This window comes from Nocardia sp. NBC_00511, assembly GCF_045161165.1.
Taxonomy (GTDB): domain Bacteria; phylum Actinomycetota; class Actinomycetes; order Mycobacteriales; family Mycobacteriaceae; genus Nocardia.
The window spans coordinates 8,114,303-8,130,568 of sequence record NZ_CP107849.1 but is presented as its reverse complement, the minus strand read 5'-3'; the positions used below and the strand labels follow the sequence as shown (position 1 = coordinate 8,130,568).

The 16,266-nt window shown below is 68.6% G+C and carries 11 protein-coding genes; 4 read left to right on the top strand and 7 right to left on the bottom strand.

Annotated features, from left to right (window positions below; all coding sequences use genetic code 11):
* Positions 1 to 2: 2 nt before the first annotated feature.
* The 5 genes from OG300_RS37610 to OG300_RS37590 all read right to left on the bottom strand — a co-directional run bounded on the left by OG300_RS37610 (position 3) and on the right by OG300_RS37590 (position 5,219).
* On the bottom strand, positions 3 to 995 hold the full coding sequence (locus tag OG300_RS37610) for a sucrase ferredoxin (RefSeq protein WP_405489428.1): 993 nt from the start codon (positions 993 to 995) through the stop codon (positions 3 to 5).
* Positions 992 to 1,552: a YdeI family protein gene (locus tag OG300_RS37605; protein WP_405489426.1), complete on the bottom strand. Its 561-nt coding sequence runs from the start codon at positions 1,550 to 1,552 to the stop codon at positions 992 to 994. The genes OG300_RS37610 and OG300_RS37605 overlap by 4 nt, the downstream gene beginning before the upstream one ends.
* A gap of 24 nt (positions 1,553 to 1,576) precedes the next feature.
* Positions 1,577 to 2,341 (bottom strand): alpha/beta fold hydrolase, encoded by a 765-nt coding sequence (locus OG300_RS37600; RefSeq protein WP_405489424.1) that lies wholly within the window; start codon positions 2,339 to 2,341, stop codon positions 1,577 to 1,579.
* Positions 2,342 to 2,675: 334 nt separating this feature from the next.
* Positions 2,676 to 4,358, bottom strand: coding sequence for a DNA polymerase Y family protein (locus OG300_RS37595; protein ID WP_405489422.1), 1,683 nt, complete (start codon positions 4,356 to 4,358; stop codon positions 2,676 to 2,678).
* Positions 4,359 to 4,418: 60 nt separating this feature from the next.
* Positions 4,419 to 5,219, bottom strand: a complete 801-nt coding sequence (locus tag OG300_RS37590) for a hypothetical protein (protein ID WP_405489420.1) — start codon at positions 5,217 to 5,219, stop codon at positions 4,419 to 4,421.
* A 221-nt stretch (positions 5,220 to 5,440) separates the two neighbouring features.
* On the opposite strand from OG300_RS37590, the gene OG300_RS37585 reads away from it, so the two are divergent.
* A complete protein-coding gene (locus tag OG300_RS37585; protein ID WP_405489418.1) occupies positions 5,441 to 6,595 on the top strand; it encodes a serine/threonine-protein kinase in 1,155 nt (384 codons plus the stop codon).
* A 55-nt stretch (positions 6,596 to 6,650) separates the two neighbouring features.
* Here OG300_RS37585 and OG300_RS37580 read toward each other — a convergent pair whose 3' ends face one another.
* Positions 6,651 to 7,286 carry a response regulator gene (locus OG300_RS37580; RefSeq protein ID WP_405498822.1) on the bottom strand — a complete coding sequence of 212 codons (636 nt, stop codon included), beginning with the start codon at positions 7,284 to 7,286 and terminating at the stop codon, positions 6,651 to 6,653.
* 9 nt (positions 7,287 to 7,295) lie between these two features.
* Positions 7,296 to 8,591 carry a PspC domain-containing protein gene (locus tag OG300_RS37575; protein ID WP_405489416.1) on the bottom strand — a complete coding sequence of 432 codons (1,296 nt, stop codon included), beginning with the start codon at positions 8,589 to 8,591 and terminating at the stop codon, positions 7,296 to 7,298.
* Between the two features lie 303 nt (positions 8,592 to 8,894).
* On the opposite strand from OG300_RS37575, the gene OG300_RS37570 reads away from it, so the two are divergent.
* From OG300_RS37570 to OG300_RS37560, 3 genes are all read left to right on the top strand, one after another.
* A complete protein-coding gene (locus tag OG300_RS37570) occupies positions 8,895 to 9,542 on the top strand; it encodes an MspA family porin (RefSeq protein WP_405489414.1) in 648 nt (215 codons plus the stop codon).
* An 82-nt stretch (positions 9,543 to 9,624) separates the two neighbouring features.
* On the top strand, positions 9,625 to 13,686 hold the full coding sequence (locus OG300_RS37565; RefSeq protein ID WP_405489412.1) for an NACHT and WD repeat domain-containing protein: 4,062 nt from the start codon (positions 9,625 to 9,627) through the stop codon (positions 13,684 to 13,686).
* Between the two features lie 243 nt (positions 13,687 to 13,929).
* Positions 13,930 to 16,251, top strand: coding sequence for a WD40 repeat domain-containing protein (locus OG300_RS37560; protein WP_405489410.1), 2,322 nt, complete (start codon positions 13,930 to 13,932; stop codon positions 16,249 to 16,251).
* Positions 16,252 to 16,266: the final 15 nt, after the last annotated feature.

The window sequence follows — 16,266 nt, the reverse complement described above, 5'->3', positions numbered from 1 at the left end:
GCTCAGGACAGTTGGTGCACGCGGTCGGCGACGACGGCGGTGGCGAGTTTGGGTGACGCGCCGCAGCTGGCCTGCCGGGGCGGGTAGGCGACGGTGCGGGCGGTGACCAGCCAGCGGCGGCCGTCGCGATGCGTCACCTGCGCGGTGCCCGCGAAAGTGGCCGGTTCACTGGCGAATTCGAGGTGGTCGGGAGCGGGTTCGACGGTGAGGTCGTCGATGCCCGCGGCCGGATCGGCGTCACCGGGCGCACCCGGAGCGTCATCGGCGGGCGCATCGGCCGCGAAGGTGTAGGACTCGTCGGCGATCCGTTGCCGCACAGCCACTTCGGCGACCTGCTCGACGGCGGTGTAGCAGCTGCGCCCCCGGAAGCCGGTGAGCGAGACCTCGGCCTTGTCGGCGGCGGCGAGCACGGTGCGCGCCGAATCCTCGTCCAGGCGACCGTAGGTCAGTCCGGTGGGCAGCACGATGAGCGCCGGGGCGAACCGGTGCCCGCCGGTGTGCGAGCACTCCCACACCCGGTCGGGATGGTCGACGGCCAGCGCGGCGGCGATCGGTCGGCCCAGCAGCGCGCAGCACTGGTCGCGTTTGCCGTGCGCGCACACCAGGATCAGCGGATCCGTCACGGCCGCACCGATACCCGGCGCGGGACCGTTCAGCAGATGCAGATCCAGGTCCAGCAGTTCCCGCGGATCGGCGATCTCGAAGCGCTCGCACCAGGAGCCCTGCGGGCGCGAACTGGCGATGAGAACCGTTCGGACACCGCTGAACTCGTTGCGTCCCGGCCGGCGAATCAGGGTCGGGCGGACGTGCGCGGCCTTGGTGCGGGCGGCCAGTTCGGGCGTGATCTCCGCGCCGAGCACCTCGTCGCCGATCACGTCGCGGCCCCAGGCCCCGGGCTGTTCGACGCACAGCCAGCCGGTGATGCGGGTGGCGCTGCCGGGCAGCGGAATCTCCTGCGCGGCGGCCGAACACGGCAGTCCCGCGAAATCGCTCACAGTGGTTTCCCGTCGATCAACTTCTGGATCACCTGCTCGAGCCGCCGCTGCCGGGCCTCCGGCCGCACCGCGCTGCCGAGGTGGTAGCCGACGCCGAGCCGGGACTGCGGGGGCAGCGTCTCGAAGAATGCCGCCGCCTCGGGATGCCGGGCCAGTGCCGCGAGGAAGTCGTCGGGCAGGTCGTCGCCGACCGCATTGTCCCAGCGGCCGTCCTGTTTGGCGCGGTCGATCTCGGCCTGCCCGGCCGGATGCATGAGTCCGCGCTCGGCCAGCTCGCCGGCCAGCCCCACATCGCGCTGCGACCACGGGCTGCGCTGCCGTCGCGGGGTGAAGCCCGTCAGCGAGAACTCGTCGTCGAATTTCTTGGACTGGCCGTCGATCCAGCCGAAGCACAGGGCCTGCCGCAGCGCGCCGTCATGGTCGAGGGACACCCGCCCCGAGTCCTTCTTGGCGAATTTCAGCCAAATGCCGTCCGCCGCCGCGTGATTGGCCGCCAGCCAGTCCCGGAACGACTGCTCGTCGGGAAACCACAGCGTAGGACGCTCGAGTGCGGACACGGCTCAACTGTAGATACCGCGAGCTCAGTGCCCCAGGAAGGGGAGGACTTCGGCCTCGAACTCGCGGTAGCGGTCGCGGTGGATGCTGTGCCCGGAGCTGAACTCCCGCACCCGGAAATCGGATATCTCGGCGCGCATGCGGGCCAGCCGTCCCGGGTCCACCATGCCGCCCGGGCCGCCGCGCAGGAACAGGGTGGGCGCGGTGATCTCCGCGAGGCCCTCCCACCATTCCGGGTTCGGCTTGCGGAACTGTTCGAGGGCCACGCCGGTCATCGACCGGTCGAAGGCCAGCACCGCGCGCGGATGCCGCAGCACGCTGCTGGTGGCGTGCCAGAGTTCCGGCAGCGACGGCAGCCGCCGGGTGAAGGTCACCTGCTCGTCACCCGAGCGCAGCGGCAGCGGCTGCTCCTCGATCACCAAGCGCCGCACCAGGTCCGGACGCTGCATGGCGGTCCACGAACTGGCGTAACCGCCCAGCGAATGCCCGACCAGGTCGACGGTCGTGAGGTCGAGTCGCTCGCACAGGGCCAGGATGTCGGCCCCGAATTCCGAGAACCGATACGACGCCGGATGCGCGCTGCGACCGTGCCCGCGCAGATCCGGGATGATCACCCGCCGTCCCCGGCGCACCAGCTGGGCCGCGAACCGATCCCAGGTGTGCCCGTCCCCGCCCATGCCGTGCACGAGCAGTACGGGCGTATCGCTGTACAGATGCCCGCCCGCTGCCCCCGAATCCCGGTAGGCGAGCGAGACCCCGGCGAGCGAGATCTGGGTGACCGGTAATTCCACAGTGATCAAGCCTACGGAGCGGTCCCGGCCCCGGCCAGGTTTGTGCGCATCGCCATAGCCGCGCCGCCGTCCGGGTACGGAAACGGCCCACCCGGCGACTTCGCCGAATGGGCCGCGCAATGCAGCAGGGGCTACGCGCTCCCGAAGGCGGTGAGCATCTGCAGGAAGTAGGTCAGGGAGTCGAGCATCGGAAAACCTCGTCGTTCTGTGAAGGGGGCAGCAGCCTGCAGCTTCGATCATCTCGACGAACTGCAGGTGTCAGGAGAGTAAACACTCCCGGTTCACCTCGCACACGCCGGGCAACCCGCCGGGACGGCCGTCCCGCGTAGCACCGCTACTCGTAGAGCCCTTCCACATGCCAGGTGCCGTCGTAGGCGAGCAGCAGCAGCGCGCGCAGGCGGCGATCATCGTCGGGTGCGTCCAGTTGCACCTGCGCCCGCGCCGCGAACCCGTGCTGGAAGCGATGCGTCCACCAGCGGTCGTCCAGCGGCCAGGGCCCGGCCCACCCGGTGAGCCGCCAACTGCTGCTACCCCAGTGCAGCCGAGCCGGATCCGCGGTGAACAGTCCGCGATCGGTGATCCAGACGGGCGTCCCGTCCCCGTCCTCGAGCCGCACCTCGGGGCGATGCGGCAGCACCATGGCGGGTGCGGGTTCCGGCAATCGCCCGGGCCAGGGCTGTGCCGGATCGGCCGCGGGCACCGGCTCGTCGCCCAGCGTGACCATGGTGATCCGCTCCTGTGGACCGCGCCCGCCGCTGAGCACCCCCATGCGCACCGCGTCCCCGCCGAGCAGGCCCTGCACCCGGATCAGCGCCCGCCGCGCCCGTTCCTCTTCCTCGCCGACCCCGCCCCACAGTCCGAGCTGTAGCGCCCCGGCCGACACCACCTCGACCGGTTCCAGCCGCAGCAGCGTGATCGCGGCATCCGGCGGATGCGCCCACTCCTCGTCCGGGCCCGGAGCATCGATGCCGTGATCCGGTTGCCGCCCGGCCCGATTCGCGCGCCACGACGAACCGCGTTGTGCGCGAGTCCAATCCAGGGCGCGGCGGGTGAGCCAGCCGTCGAGCTGCCAGCGGATGCGGTCGGCGGTGCTGTCGGGGGTGAGGGGTTCGGCGCAACGCCAGGTGCGGGAGAGTTGTTCGCCGCCTTCGGTTTCGGCGTGGATGATCAGGCGGGTGCAGGCCACCGCGGCGGCGGCGAGCTTGGTGTGCAGTTCGGTGGCGAGCATGCGACCGGCGAAGGCGGCGGTGTCGACGCGCTCGATCGGCGGATCGCAGCGCTGCTGCACGGTCAGATCCGCGGCGGGCAGGCGGGCGGCGGGCGGGCGTTCCGGGACGGCACGGGCGCAGCGGTGCGCGATGATCGCGTCGGTGCCGAAGCGCGAGGACACCTCGGCGGGGGTGAGCGCCGCGAAGTCGCCGATGCGGCGCAGACCCAGCCGGTGCAGCAGATCCACCAGTTCGACGCGTTGCGGCGCGGCCAGCACCGGTTCCACCGCCAGCTCCGAAACCGGTAGCGGCGCCAGGAATTCCGCGCCCGCGCCGGGCGCGACCAGGGTGGCGTGGCGGGCGGCGAACACCGCCGTGGACAGTTCGTCGGCGATCCCGATCTGGCATTCGGCCCCGGCCGCCGCCACCGCGTCGACGAGTCGTTCGGCCGCGGCCTCCTCCGAGCCGAAGAACCGGGCCGCACCGCGCGCCGACAGGGCCAGCATGCCCGGCCGCAGCACCTCCACGCCCGGCACGGTCGCGTCCACGGCCGCCACCACGGTCTCGAACAGCCGCGCGTCGCGCTCCGGATCGTCCTGCGCCACCAGCAGATCCGGGCAGCGGCCCTGCGCCTCCCGCTTGCGCAACCCGCGCCCGATCCCCTCCGCCCGCGCCACCGCGGACGAGGCGATCACCCGGTTGGCCGCGAATACCGCTACGGCCCGGGTGGGTTCGGCTCCGGCCACGGCGGCGGCCGCCACCGCGGGCCAGTCCGGGCACCACACCACCAGCACCCGCCGCGGCTTCAACGGAAACCCTTGCCGCGCCGGGTCGCCCGGTCGGGCTCCGGAGTGGTGCGGGTGAAGCGGTCAGGACGCGGCATGGCGCGCGACCCGCAGGGGTTCGGGTGTCGCGACGGAGATTGCGGAAGTACCGGACATTGCGGATGTTTCGGGCGCTGAGCCAGTTTCGAGCGAATGGGCGTCGGAGACCCATTCGACCCGACCACCGGCCGGACCGATCACGAAGTGCCCCAGCCGGGGCTGCGCGGAGCGGCCGCGCACGGAAACATCCAGGCGAACGGTGCGCAGGCGACCGCAGCCGCGGCCGAGGCCGCCGTACCCGGCCACCCGGGTGTCGATGTGCAGGGCGGAACCGGACCAATTGCCGCCGGTCACCACCAGTGTCGAATTCTTGCCGCGGGCGCGCGCGGCGAGCACCCGGGTGCGCGACATGGGAACCGACAAACCGTTCAAACCGAGAATCACCAGATCCAGGCCATCCAGCAAAACTGAAGCAATCTCCAGGGGATCGTCACCGGCATTGGGGACGACGGCCAATCTGTCCAACCGAGCACCCATTTCGGCAGCGGCCAGCAAGCCCAGTCGCGGCAGACCCACGACCGCCGCGTGCCCCCCGGCACCGGTGACCGCGGCCAGCAAACCGGACAGCAGCGAGCTCGCGCCCGAGTGCACGACGACCGAACCCTTCGCCAAACCGCCTTCCGGCAAAAGGTTTTCGAGTGCCGCCGGTACGGGTAGCGCTTCCCGCCGCGGTTGCGCCGCGACCGGGGCGGAAGCGGACGATTCCACCCCGCACGCGGGGATGGCGGCCATCCGCCGGCGCAACTCCGCCAGCTGTTGCCGTTTCGCCTCCGCAGCCGACCCCATGTTCCGACCACCTCTCTCGTTCGAAGCCATGACGCATTCGGGCCCGGTGGAGACGCGGACCCGAAGGCCCGGAGCGTTCCCGAGAGTTGGACTACCCAGCACCGATCCAGTTACCTACTGTAATCGAAAGCATGTTCGATCAATGCACAGTAGAACTCGAGTCCGGGCACGCGTCAAGAGGCAGTGCCGCAAACCTCAGGTTTCGAACCAGGCCAGTCAGGATGGTTTTCCGCTACCCTGCACCCGTGACCGAACGCGCCCGTTCCCTCGTCGGCCCCGACTACCTGGTCGCCGGCCGCTACCGTCTCCAGTCGAAGCTGGGCGGCGGCGGCATGGGCGCGGTATGGCTGGCCACCGACCGTCTGCTGCACCGCGATGTCGCCATCAAACAGGTGCTGACCACCGCCGGACTCAGCGACGCCGAGGCGCAGGAGGTGCGCAGCCGGATCATGCACGAGGGCCGGGTGGCGGCCAAGCTCTCGCACGAGCACGCCATCGCCGTCTACGACGTGGTGCTCGAGGCCGGTGAACCCTGGCTGGTGATGGAGTACCTGCCGTCGCGCAGCGTCGCCAAAGCCCTTGCGCTGGCGAATGAGCTGTCGCCGATCGAGGCCGCGCAGATCGGCGCGCAGGTCGCCGACGCCCTGGCCGCCGCGCACTCGGCGGGCATCGTGCACCGCGACATCAAGCCCGGCAACATCCTGGTCGCCGATCGCGGCGACGAGGTCGGCATGGTGAAGCTCAGCGACTTCGGCATCTCCAGCGGCGCCAACGACCTCAGCGAGGAGATCGGTGACGTCATCACCGGCACCCCCGCCTACCTGCCGCCGGAGGTCGCCCGCGGCGCCCGCCCCACCACCGCCAGCGACGTATTCTCGCTCGGCGCAACGCTGTACACCGCCATCGAGGGCCAGCCGCCCTACGGTTTCGACGACGACAGCAATGCCGTGGTCGAGCGCGCCGCCATGGCGCAGATCATTCCGCCCTCGCGCAGCGGCCCGCTCACCGAGGTGCTGCTGCACATGATGGAGCCCGCGCCGCAGCGCCGCCCCACCATGACCGAGGCCCGCAATGAAATCCTCACCGCGGCATTCGGTCCCGGCACCGCCCCCTACATTCTCGGCGCGCCCGTGCGCACCGAGGACGGCACCATCCCCGCCTGGGCCGCCCGCAATTCCGCGGCCGGACTGCGCAGCCCCAACTCCAGCCCGCTGCCCCGCCCGCAGCGACAGCCCGCCGCGGCACCCGTTGCCGCGCAACCCAAGCCGAAGGGTGTCGACTTCAGCAAGCTGGGCCCCAACGCCGGTCCGCTCGCGGTGGCGATCGGCCTGCTCATCGGCCTGCTGATCATCATCGTGATTCTCGTCGTACTCTGAAATCTCGTGTGTCCGTTGCTTCGCAACGGACACACACCAGGGTCGGAAGAACAGGTCAGTCGATACGGCGGCGGTGGGCCCAGCGGGTCAGCGCATTCCGGTTGGACTGCTGGGTCTTTCGCAGCACGTTGGAGGCGTGGGTCTCCACGGTCTTCACCGAGATGAACAGGGTTTCGGCGATCTCACGGTAGGTGTAGCCGCGCGCGAGCAGGCGCAGCACCTCGAGTTCGCGCGGGGTCAGCGAATCCAGTTCCGGATCCAGCGGCGGCTCCGGAACCGGTGACTTGCCGGTGAAGGAGTCCAGCACGAAACCGGCCAGGCGCGGGGAGAATACGGCGTCCCCGCCCGACACCCGGCGAATGCCGTCGGCCAGTTCGGGACCCGAGATGGTCTTGGTGACGTAGCCGCGCGCACCGGCGCGGATCACCGCGATCACGTCCTCGGCGGCGTCGGAGACGCTGAGCGCCAAGCACACCGGGCCCGGATCGATGCCCTGCAGCACCGCCACCCCGCCACCGTCGGGCATGTGCACATCGAGCAGCACCACATCCGGTGTGGTCGCCTTGATTCCGGCGATGGCCTCGGCCACCCCGCCCGCCTCGCCGACCACCTCCATATCGGTTTCTCGGCTCAGCTCCGCGCGCACTCCGGAGCGGAACACGGCATGATCGTCGACCAGAAAGACCCGCACACTCACCTGCTACTCCTCACCTGAACCCTCGCCTACATCCTGCTGCACGACCAGCCGTTCGTCACCGCCATCCTTGCGCGGCATATAGATTCGCACCTCGGTTCCGGTGCCCGGCGCGGATTTGATCTCCACCCGCCCGCCGCGGCGCTCGATGCGGGCGTGAATGGATTTGGCCACGCCCTGCCGATCCGCCGACACCTTGTCCGGGTCGAAACCCTTGCCGCGGTCGCGCACGAACACGCTCACCTGATGCGGCTCCACCTCGGCGAACAGGTCGATGGCCGGGACCCCGGCATGCTTGGCCGCGTTCACCAGCGCCTCGCGGGTCGCACCCAGCACAGCGGTGAAATTCTCCTTGGGCAAACCGATTCCGCTGTCGTCGGCGTCCATCGACACGTCGCCGACGGTCACCGGCGTCACCTTCACGCCGCGCTGATCCTCCACCTCGCCCGCGATGGTGCGCAGGGCGGCGGCGAGACTGGACTGCGCCGGACCGTCGTCCTCGAACAGCCATTTGCGGAGTTCGCGCTCCTGGCTGCGGGCCAGCCGCACCACCTCGACGGGGTCCTCGGCCTGCCGCTGGATCAACGCCAGCGTCTGCAATACCGAATCGTGCAGGTGCGAGGCGATCTCCTCGCGTTCGTCGTTGCGAATGCGCGCCGAGCGTTCGGCATTCAGCGCCCGCATCATGCGCAGCCACAGCGGCACGGTGAGCAGCCCGGCCCCGATCAGCGTGACCGCCACCGCCAGCAGCGCCGACCCGAGCGAACTCAGATCGATCCGCCCCAGCACCACCACACCCAGCCCGACCACGATCAGCGTCGCGCCGCCCACGATGCGCGCCCACGTCACCACCGACGCCTTCTGCGGCAGGCCGATGACGGATCTCGGTCCGTCCGCGTCGAATTCGCGCCACACCAGCGCCGCACCGATGGTGACCACCAGGATCGGCCCGATCACATGCGCGGCCGACCCGTTGAACAGCCAGGCGGTGACCACCGCCAAAGAGATTCCCAGCAGCGCCAATCCGATGGCCTGCCGCCGCTCCGCGCCACTCGGCGCCACGGTGTCCCCACCGCCGGGCGTGAAGATCCACAGCATGCCGTAGGCCACGATCCCCGCCCCCAGCGCGGACAGCAGCACGAACGCCATCCGCACCTTGAGCACATCGATGCCGAGATGATCGGCGAGCCCGCCCGCGACTCCGCCCACGACCCGCCCACCGGTCCGCCGCACCAGTTTCGGCGGCGCCGCGGTGGCGACCGCGCCCCGGGCAGGGTCGAAGAAGGGCATGGACGGATACATGCCTCCGATCCTGGCACGCGGCGCTGACATGCGGCATCGGGAAACACCCCGATTCGATCCCTGAGCCGCCGGGCTGTCCGGTCCGGACAGCAAACCGGTCCCGGACGCCCGGACCGGAGAACTCCGGAATCAATCCTGAGCAGGTATTTCACGCCCATCACCCGGAAATGCGCGGGCTCGGCAGGGTGCCCGTCCATACCTTGCATTCAGCGGGTCGACAGGCCCGCCGGGATCGCCCGAGGGGGGACCGCATCCCGCACCGATCGCCACCGCGGCGATCGCAGCTTCATCCGGGGAGAAATCATGACCATCAAGATCGCTCTCGTGAGTGCGCTGGCCGCCACCGCTGTCGGTATCGGCACCGCGCTGGGCACACCCGCACACGCCGATGCGCTGGCGCCGCACGAGAAGACCACGGTCGCGCCGGGCGGCTTGACCATCACGGTCGGCCACCTGAACAACGCGGACCGTCCGGTCACGCCCTTGAACGGGATGCCGACCAGTCGCGAGGTCTACCTGGACAACACGTCCTACGGTCAGGTGACAGGCGGCACCGGCAAGATCCGCACCGGCTACTTCGTGGCCTGCGCCGTGGACCTGGACGTCAAGTTCAACATCGCGGGCAAGGCCGGCATCGATGTCAGTGCCTCGGTCGGGGTCAGCGCCGGAGCCGATCTGGTGACCCCGAGCGCCAGCGTCGACATCACCCCCGATATCGGCGCGAGCATCGGCTTCGACCTGTCCATCGCGCCCGGCAAGATCACCGACGTCAAGCTCGGCGAGAAGCAGCTGCCCGGTTCGGCCACCGGCTACATCGTGAACAACGACTACAAGTTGACCGTGAACGGCTGCGGCGGCCCGCTGACCGTGCAGGCCTACACCATCATCGAGGCCAGCTCCCCCGCCACCGACGCCGCCGACTGGGTCGTCGGCGACCCGATCGTGCTGTGAAGCCGAGCATCGAATGAAATATATTCGGCGCCATAGCGATCGGCGACGATCGGGCGGGGACAGTTCGAATGCGGGGCGGAAAGTGCTGAACGAGCAGATCACGGCGGACGAGACACGGTCCCCGCGAACACTTTTCGCCCACCGCTTCACCGAACTCTATGAGGCGGCAGGCAACCCGACCCTACGCCGGGTCGCCACCGCCGCCGAAGCCAGAATGCGCGCCGCCCAGGGCACCCGCCCGGGCGGCGCGTCCGCCCAGCGCATCAGCGACTGGAAGTCCGGCCGAAACGTCCCCGCCCGCTTCGAATCCCTGCTCCCGGTGGTCCTCACCCTCATCGACCTGGCCCGCAAAAAGACCACCGACCTCCCGCGCATCCTGGCCGATCCCAAGGAATGGCAACGCCTCTGGCACGCCGCCACCACCTGGAACCCAGAAGCCGACACCGAATCCCCCTGCCCCTACCTGGGTCTCACCGCCTACCGCCCCGAACACCGCACCTTGTTCTTCGGCCGCACCCGCGCCACTACCGAACTGACGGCCCTGGTCGAGAACACCACCGGCATCATCGCCGTGGTCGGAGCGTCCGGCGCGGGCAAGTCCTCACTGCTCGCAGCGGGCTTGGTCCCGGCGCTCTCCGATTGGGAGGTCGTCACCCTCACCCCTGGTACGCGGCCTCTCGAAAGCTTGATCGCGGCCTTCACGATCCGCCCGGAGAGCGACGCACCGGTTCCCGCCGCGTCGCCGGAGATCGTCTCGACCACCGAGTCGACATCCGTTCCGGTGGCACTGACCGCGCTCGCACCTCGGCGCGGCGGTCCGCGACGGCTGCTGATCGTCGACCAGTTCGAAGAACTGTTCACGGCCTGCGCCGCCGAACGCGAGCGTGAGGACTTCCTGGCGGTGCTCGACAGCACAGCCGCTCGAGCCGACGACCCCCTGGCGGTCGTGATCGCGGTCCGAGCCGACTTCTACGCCCCCTGCCTCAACCACCTCATCCTCCAGAACGCCCTCGAACACCGCACCTACCTACTCGGCCCCATGCGCATGGACGAACTCGCCCAAGCGATCTCGGGCCCCGCCCGAGCAGTCGGCCTGGAACTGGAATCCGGCCTCGAGGAACTGGTAGCCACCGAACTCTGCGGCGCCGGAGACCATCACGGCCGCCGCACCTACGACCCCGGCGCCCTCCCCCTCCTCTCCCACGTCATGGCCGCCACCTGGCAACAGCGCGAGGGCCGCCGCCTCACCATCACCGGCTACCGCCAAGCGGGCGGCGTAGTCGGCTCGGTCACCGAAACCGCCGAATACGCCTGGACCGAACTGACGTCCGACCAACAGTCCGCAGCCAAGGAAATCCTCCTGGGCCTGGTGACAGTCGGCCAGGACTCCCAAGACACCCGCCGCTCCACCCATCGCGAGGACCTCCTGCGCCGCACCGGCGACCCCGAATCCGCCACCGCCGCAATCGAACTCCTCTCCCGAACCCGCCTGATCAGCCTCGACGCCGACTCGGTAACCCTCACCCACGAAATAGTCCTCACCGCCTGGCCCCGCCTACGCGCCTGGATCGACGAGGACCGCGTCGGCTACTTGGTCCGACAGCGCCTGGAAACCGACGCGGCGGAATGGGCTGCCCAGGAACGCGATTCGTCACTGCTGTACCAGGGCACGCGCCTGGACAACGCCCTCGCCCACACCAACCCACCCGTAATCGGCCCGCTCGCCGACGAATTCCTCACCTCGGCAACCACCACCCGTCGCAAGTCCCAGCGCCGCACCACCTGGATCCGAGCCCGCCTGGCCCTGCTCGGCGTCGCCCTGCTGCTGGTCGGCTTCGGCGCCTACACCGAAACCCGTCTCGCCCACCAGCAACGAGACGACAAGAACTTCGCCGCTGTACTCTCCGAAGCCGAACGGGTCCGCAAGACCGATCCTTCCCTGGCCGCACAGCTGTATCTGGTCGCTGAACGAATGCGCCCCGGCGACGCGGAAGTCCGGACGCTGCTACAGCGCACCCAGGCCATGCCGCTGATGACCACCACGCCCGGGCACGACACCGGCATCTGGCAGATGGCCTACCGCACCGGCGGCATACTCGCGACAGTTGATTGGAATCAGGTCCTTTTCCTCTGGGATGTGAACGATCCACACCATCCGCACCGGTTGGGCAATCCGATCAACGGTGCCGAGAAAGTGGCCTTCAGTCCCGATGGCAAGTTGATGGCCACCGCCGAAAAAGGCGGGGGTATCCGGGTGTGGGATGTCGGAAACCCTTCCGCACCAAGCCAGGTCGCCGCACTCGCGCCCACGCCCGCACCCGGGCAATCACGGCCCCAAGATGTCATGGCACTCGCTTTCGCCGGTGACGGTCGCATATTGGTCACCGCCTCCGTCACCGCGATAACACTCTGGGATGTACACAATCTCGCTGATCCCGCGCGAGGCGCACCCTTCGAGCTGTATGCGCGACCGCAAACGAACCTGATCGCTCCCAACCTGCGGATCAGCCCCGACGGCCGGACAGCGGCGGTCACGCGCAACTCCGACGAATCCCAGCTTCCGACATCGGTGCTGCTGCTGGGCATCAGCGACAGCACCACTCCGACGATCCTGGCCGATCATCTCGGCGACCCCGGTATCTACCTCGCCGATCTGGCCTTCAGCCCGGATGGCAGCACCTTGGCGGTGGGCTATAACACCGACAGTGCTCACCCGACCGAAGCCGGTCACACCGCCGTGCAACTCTGGGATATCACCTCGCCACGAACACCGCGTCGGACCGGAACCGTGTTGAACGGACAAGAGATCAAGCACATCGAGTTCGGCCCCGGGAGCCGGCTGCTGGCAGTGAGTGACTCCAGCGGCCTCGAGCTGTGGAACGTCACCGAACCCGCGGCCCCGACACCTGTCACCGCCGACCTCTCGACCGGCCCGGCCTCGTGCCGCTCCGCCGTGACCACCAGCGCCTTTCCCTGCATCAGGGGGCCATACACTTTCGTCTTTCCACCGGACGGCCGGACCATCCTGGCCGCGGGCGCGGACGGCGAGGTCGACACCTGGTCACTGCCACCGGCCATCCTCGGCGGGCACGCGGGCACGATGCTGGGACCCCGCCTGGACGCGACCGGCGACCGGATGACCACCCAGTCCCGAGATGGCCGGATCACGGTGTGGGACACCACTGATCAGCGCAAGCCGATACCGATGGGCAGTTATCGGTTGTCGACGGACATCGCCACCGTCGATCTGTCCCCGGACGGCCGCACCTTGCTGCTGACCTCGTCGAGTCGGCCCACACAACCCCCGCGCCTGCTCGACATCTCCGACCCTGCACATATCCATCCCCTGGCCGAATGGACGGCGCTCGGCAATTGGGGAGTGTTCCGAATCAGCCCGGATTGGCACACCATGGCCACCACCGATGACAACGGCACCGTGCAACTGTGGAACGCAACAGATCTCATGCACCCGGTGACAGTCGGCCAGCCGATCTCGTTCGACGGCAAGTCCGCCTTGGAGGTCACTTTCAGCTCCGACAGCGCAACCATGTTCGTCCACGAACTGCCCGCCGGGGTACCGACCTCAGGCGACTTCTCACTGACCAGTTGGAACATCGCCGATCCCACGCACCCACGTCAACAGGGCGACCCGCTGTCGATACCCAGCGATATCGGCACGGCCACAGTGCGTTTCACCCCCGATCGACGCACGATGGTCGCTGCCCAGCACGAAAAGCTGCTCATCTGGGACATCGGCACGCCCGGGAAATTCATCTCGCTGGGCGCCCCTGTAGTGCTGTCATCGCTTCCCATCGACACCGTCGCCTTCACCGCCGACAGCCGCACCATGGTGAGCGTGAGCGCGGGAGCCGTACAGCTGTGGGACTTCTCGGATCGCTCCCACCCCCGAACCATCGGCAGCCCACTCACCGACTCCGGCGACGACATCACCACCGCGGCCTTCCTGCCCGGTACCCATACGCTCGTCGGTGTCGGCATCCACGGCGCGATCCGGATATGGGACCTCGACGAGCAGCACGCCATCGACCGCGTCTGCGCGGTCACCGGTGCGCACTGGACCGAAGACCTCTGGCACCACTACCTTCCGCAGCTCCCCTACAACCCGCCCTGCCCGCATTCCTGACCTATCCGACCGTCCGGATCCAGTCGGCGCGGCCAGCCGAAAATGGCTGGGCTCGGGTCCGGCCGACCGGTTAAGTTGCCCGATATGGGTGGGGAACAATCGAATAGCAATCCGAACGCGAGTGGCGGTAGAACACGTTCTGCCCGAAGGTATTTCGCGTGGTGGGGCGCGCTCGGGCGGGGTCGTGGACGGCCGTTACTGATCAGGGACATCGTCGCTGTTGCCGGGGTCGCGTTGCTGCTGTTGGGTTTCGGGGTCTATTCACAGCATCGGGCGACCGATGAGCGGCGCACCGACACCGATCTCGCCGCGGTGCTGACTGCCGCTGATCAACTGCAGCAGTCCGATCCGTCGCTGGCGGCGCAATTGAATCTGGTCGCGTGGCGGATGCGGCCCGGAGACCCGGCGGTTCGCTCTCGGCTGCTGGCATCCGAAACCACGCCGCTGGTGACGGTCACGCCCGCCGGGCAGTACGCGATCACCGAACTCGCCGCGCAGACCGGCAGCCACACGCTCGCTTCGCTGGCCGCGAACGGTGATCTGCGGCTGTGGGACACCAGCGATCAGAAGCATCCACATCCACTCCCAACCCAGCTCACCGATATCGGCAACGTGGTGCTGAGCCCGGCTTCCGCGATCATGGCCACCAGCAGTGCGAAGCTGACGACCAGGGACGGCCAGCGGCAGGTGAACGAGCAGCACACCATCACGCTCTGGGATACTTCGACGCCTGCCACGCCACGGCAGCTCGCCGCCTGGCCGTTCGATATGGAACAGGCGAACCTGGCCTTCGCACCGGACGGGCGTACCCTCGCGGCCCAGACCCTGACCGAATTGCGGCTGTGGGACGTGAGTAATCCGGCCGCGCCGATCCTGCGGGCCACCAAGCCATTGCGCGACGGACTCAGCGACACCGACGACGGGGTCGACGCGCTCCGGTTCAGCCCCGACGGCCGACTGCTCACCGGCATCATCGACAACTCGTCGGCGCGCACCAGCGCTCTGCAACTGTGGGATGTGACGAACCTGTCCGATCCCGTGCTCCTCGACCCCGCCCTCACCACCGCCGCGGACGGATCGCTTCGAAGTGGACTGGGCGCCATGACCTTTCGACCCGACAGCAAGCTGCTGGCCGTCGGCATCACCCCGGCCACGACGACGGGTCAGGCCACCGTACAGCTGTGGGACATCGCCGATCCGGCCCACCCGCACCTGACCTCCAGCCGGGGCATCGACCACAGCAGCCTGACCGCCCTGGATTTCTCGCCGGACGGCCACCTGCTGGCGTCCGCGGGCGGCACGAGCATCATCGCGTGGAACGTCATCGATCCGGCCACTCCGACCCGCATGATCGACAATCTGGCCGCCGGTCCCGGCACCTGCCACGACACCGTGCGCGATGACTTCCCCTGCTATCCCAGCCCGAATGCTGTCTCTTTCACCACCGACGGTCGCGGGCTGTTCGCCGGTGTCGCCACCGGCGATATCCAAAGCTGGTCACTGCCAACAGCATCGACGCCCACAGTGCTCGATTCCAGCTTCGCGCCCGCCTTCTCTTCGGATGCGACCCGGATGCTCACCAAGACCGACGAAAGCCACACGGCGACACTGTGGGATATCCGAAATCCCCAAGCGCCCAAGGAACTCGGCCGATATACGGCCGACCCCAGATTCATCTGGGAACGCTTCTCCGCGAACGGGAACGAACTGGCGGAACGAGACCCCACACTCGGCATCCTGCGGATCGCCGACCTCTCCGACCCGGCCCACGTCACCTGGCCGGTCGACTGGAGGGTCCCCGACTTCCCCGCGATCCGCACCTGGAACTTCAGCCCGGACTTCCACCTGCTCGCCACCACCGACCAGGAACTGAAGACCCGACTGTGGGATCTCACCGATCCCGCCCACCCGAAGGCCGCCGGTGCGGACTTCGACGTCGCCAATGGATCCACGGTCATCTTCGGCACCGACGACAAGACCCTGATCAAGACCGAAACCACCGGCGGCAGTGCACATCACGAAGACGTGACCACCCTCTGGAGCCTCGCGGATCTCACCCACCCGAAACAGATCGCCGAACTGCAACGGCAGCCGTCCCCCGGTTTCACCACCCTCACCTTCTCCCCGGATCTGCGAACCATGGTGGTGGCGGACTACAAAGGCGTTCAACGCTGGGATATCGGCACGCCCACTCATCCCCGGAAGGTCGGTGCCACCATCACCACTGCCACCGGACATGACCTGGACGGCTTCAGCTCGGACTACCGAACCCTGATCACCGACGGATTCGACGGCACCTTCCGAATTTCGAAGGTCACCGATCCAGCGGACACCACACCGGTCGCCACCCTCACCGAATCAGGCCAGGCCGTAGGACGATCCACACTCAGCCCCGACAACCGGCATCTGAGCGCCGTCGCCGCCGACACCGGCACCCTCTTCCTGTGGGATCTCGACGAACAGCATGCCGTCGACCGCATCTGCGCGACCACCGGCGGCGTCTGGACCGAAAACCTCTGGCGCCAGCATCTTCCCCAGCTCCCCTATCAACCGCCCTGTCACTGAGCGCCGGGCAAATCA

What these genes read in the sequence shown, in the direction of transcription:
- OG300_RS37585 (WP_405489418.1), top strand. Translation starts at nt 5,441, where the DNA reads ATGGTTTTCCGCTACCCTGCACCCGTGACCGAACGCGCCCGTTCCCTC.
- OG300_RS37570 (WP_405489414.1), top strand. Translation starts at nt 8,895, where the DNA reads ATGACCATCAAGATCGCTCTCGTGAGTGCGCTGGCCGCCACCGCTGTC.
- OG300_RS37590 (WP_405489420.1), bottom strand. Translation starts at nt 5,219, where the DNA reads ATGGGGTCGGCTGCGGAGGCGAAACGGCAACAGCTGGCGGAGTTGCGC.
- OG300_RS37575 (WP_405489416.1), bottom strand. Translation starts at nt 8,591, where the DNA reads ATGTATCCGTCCATGCCCTTCTTCGACCCTGCCCGGGGCGCGGTCGCC.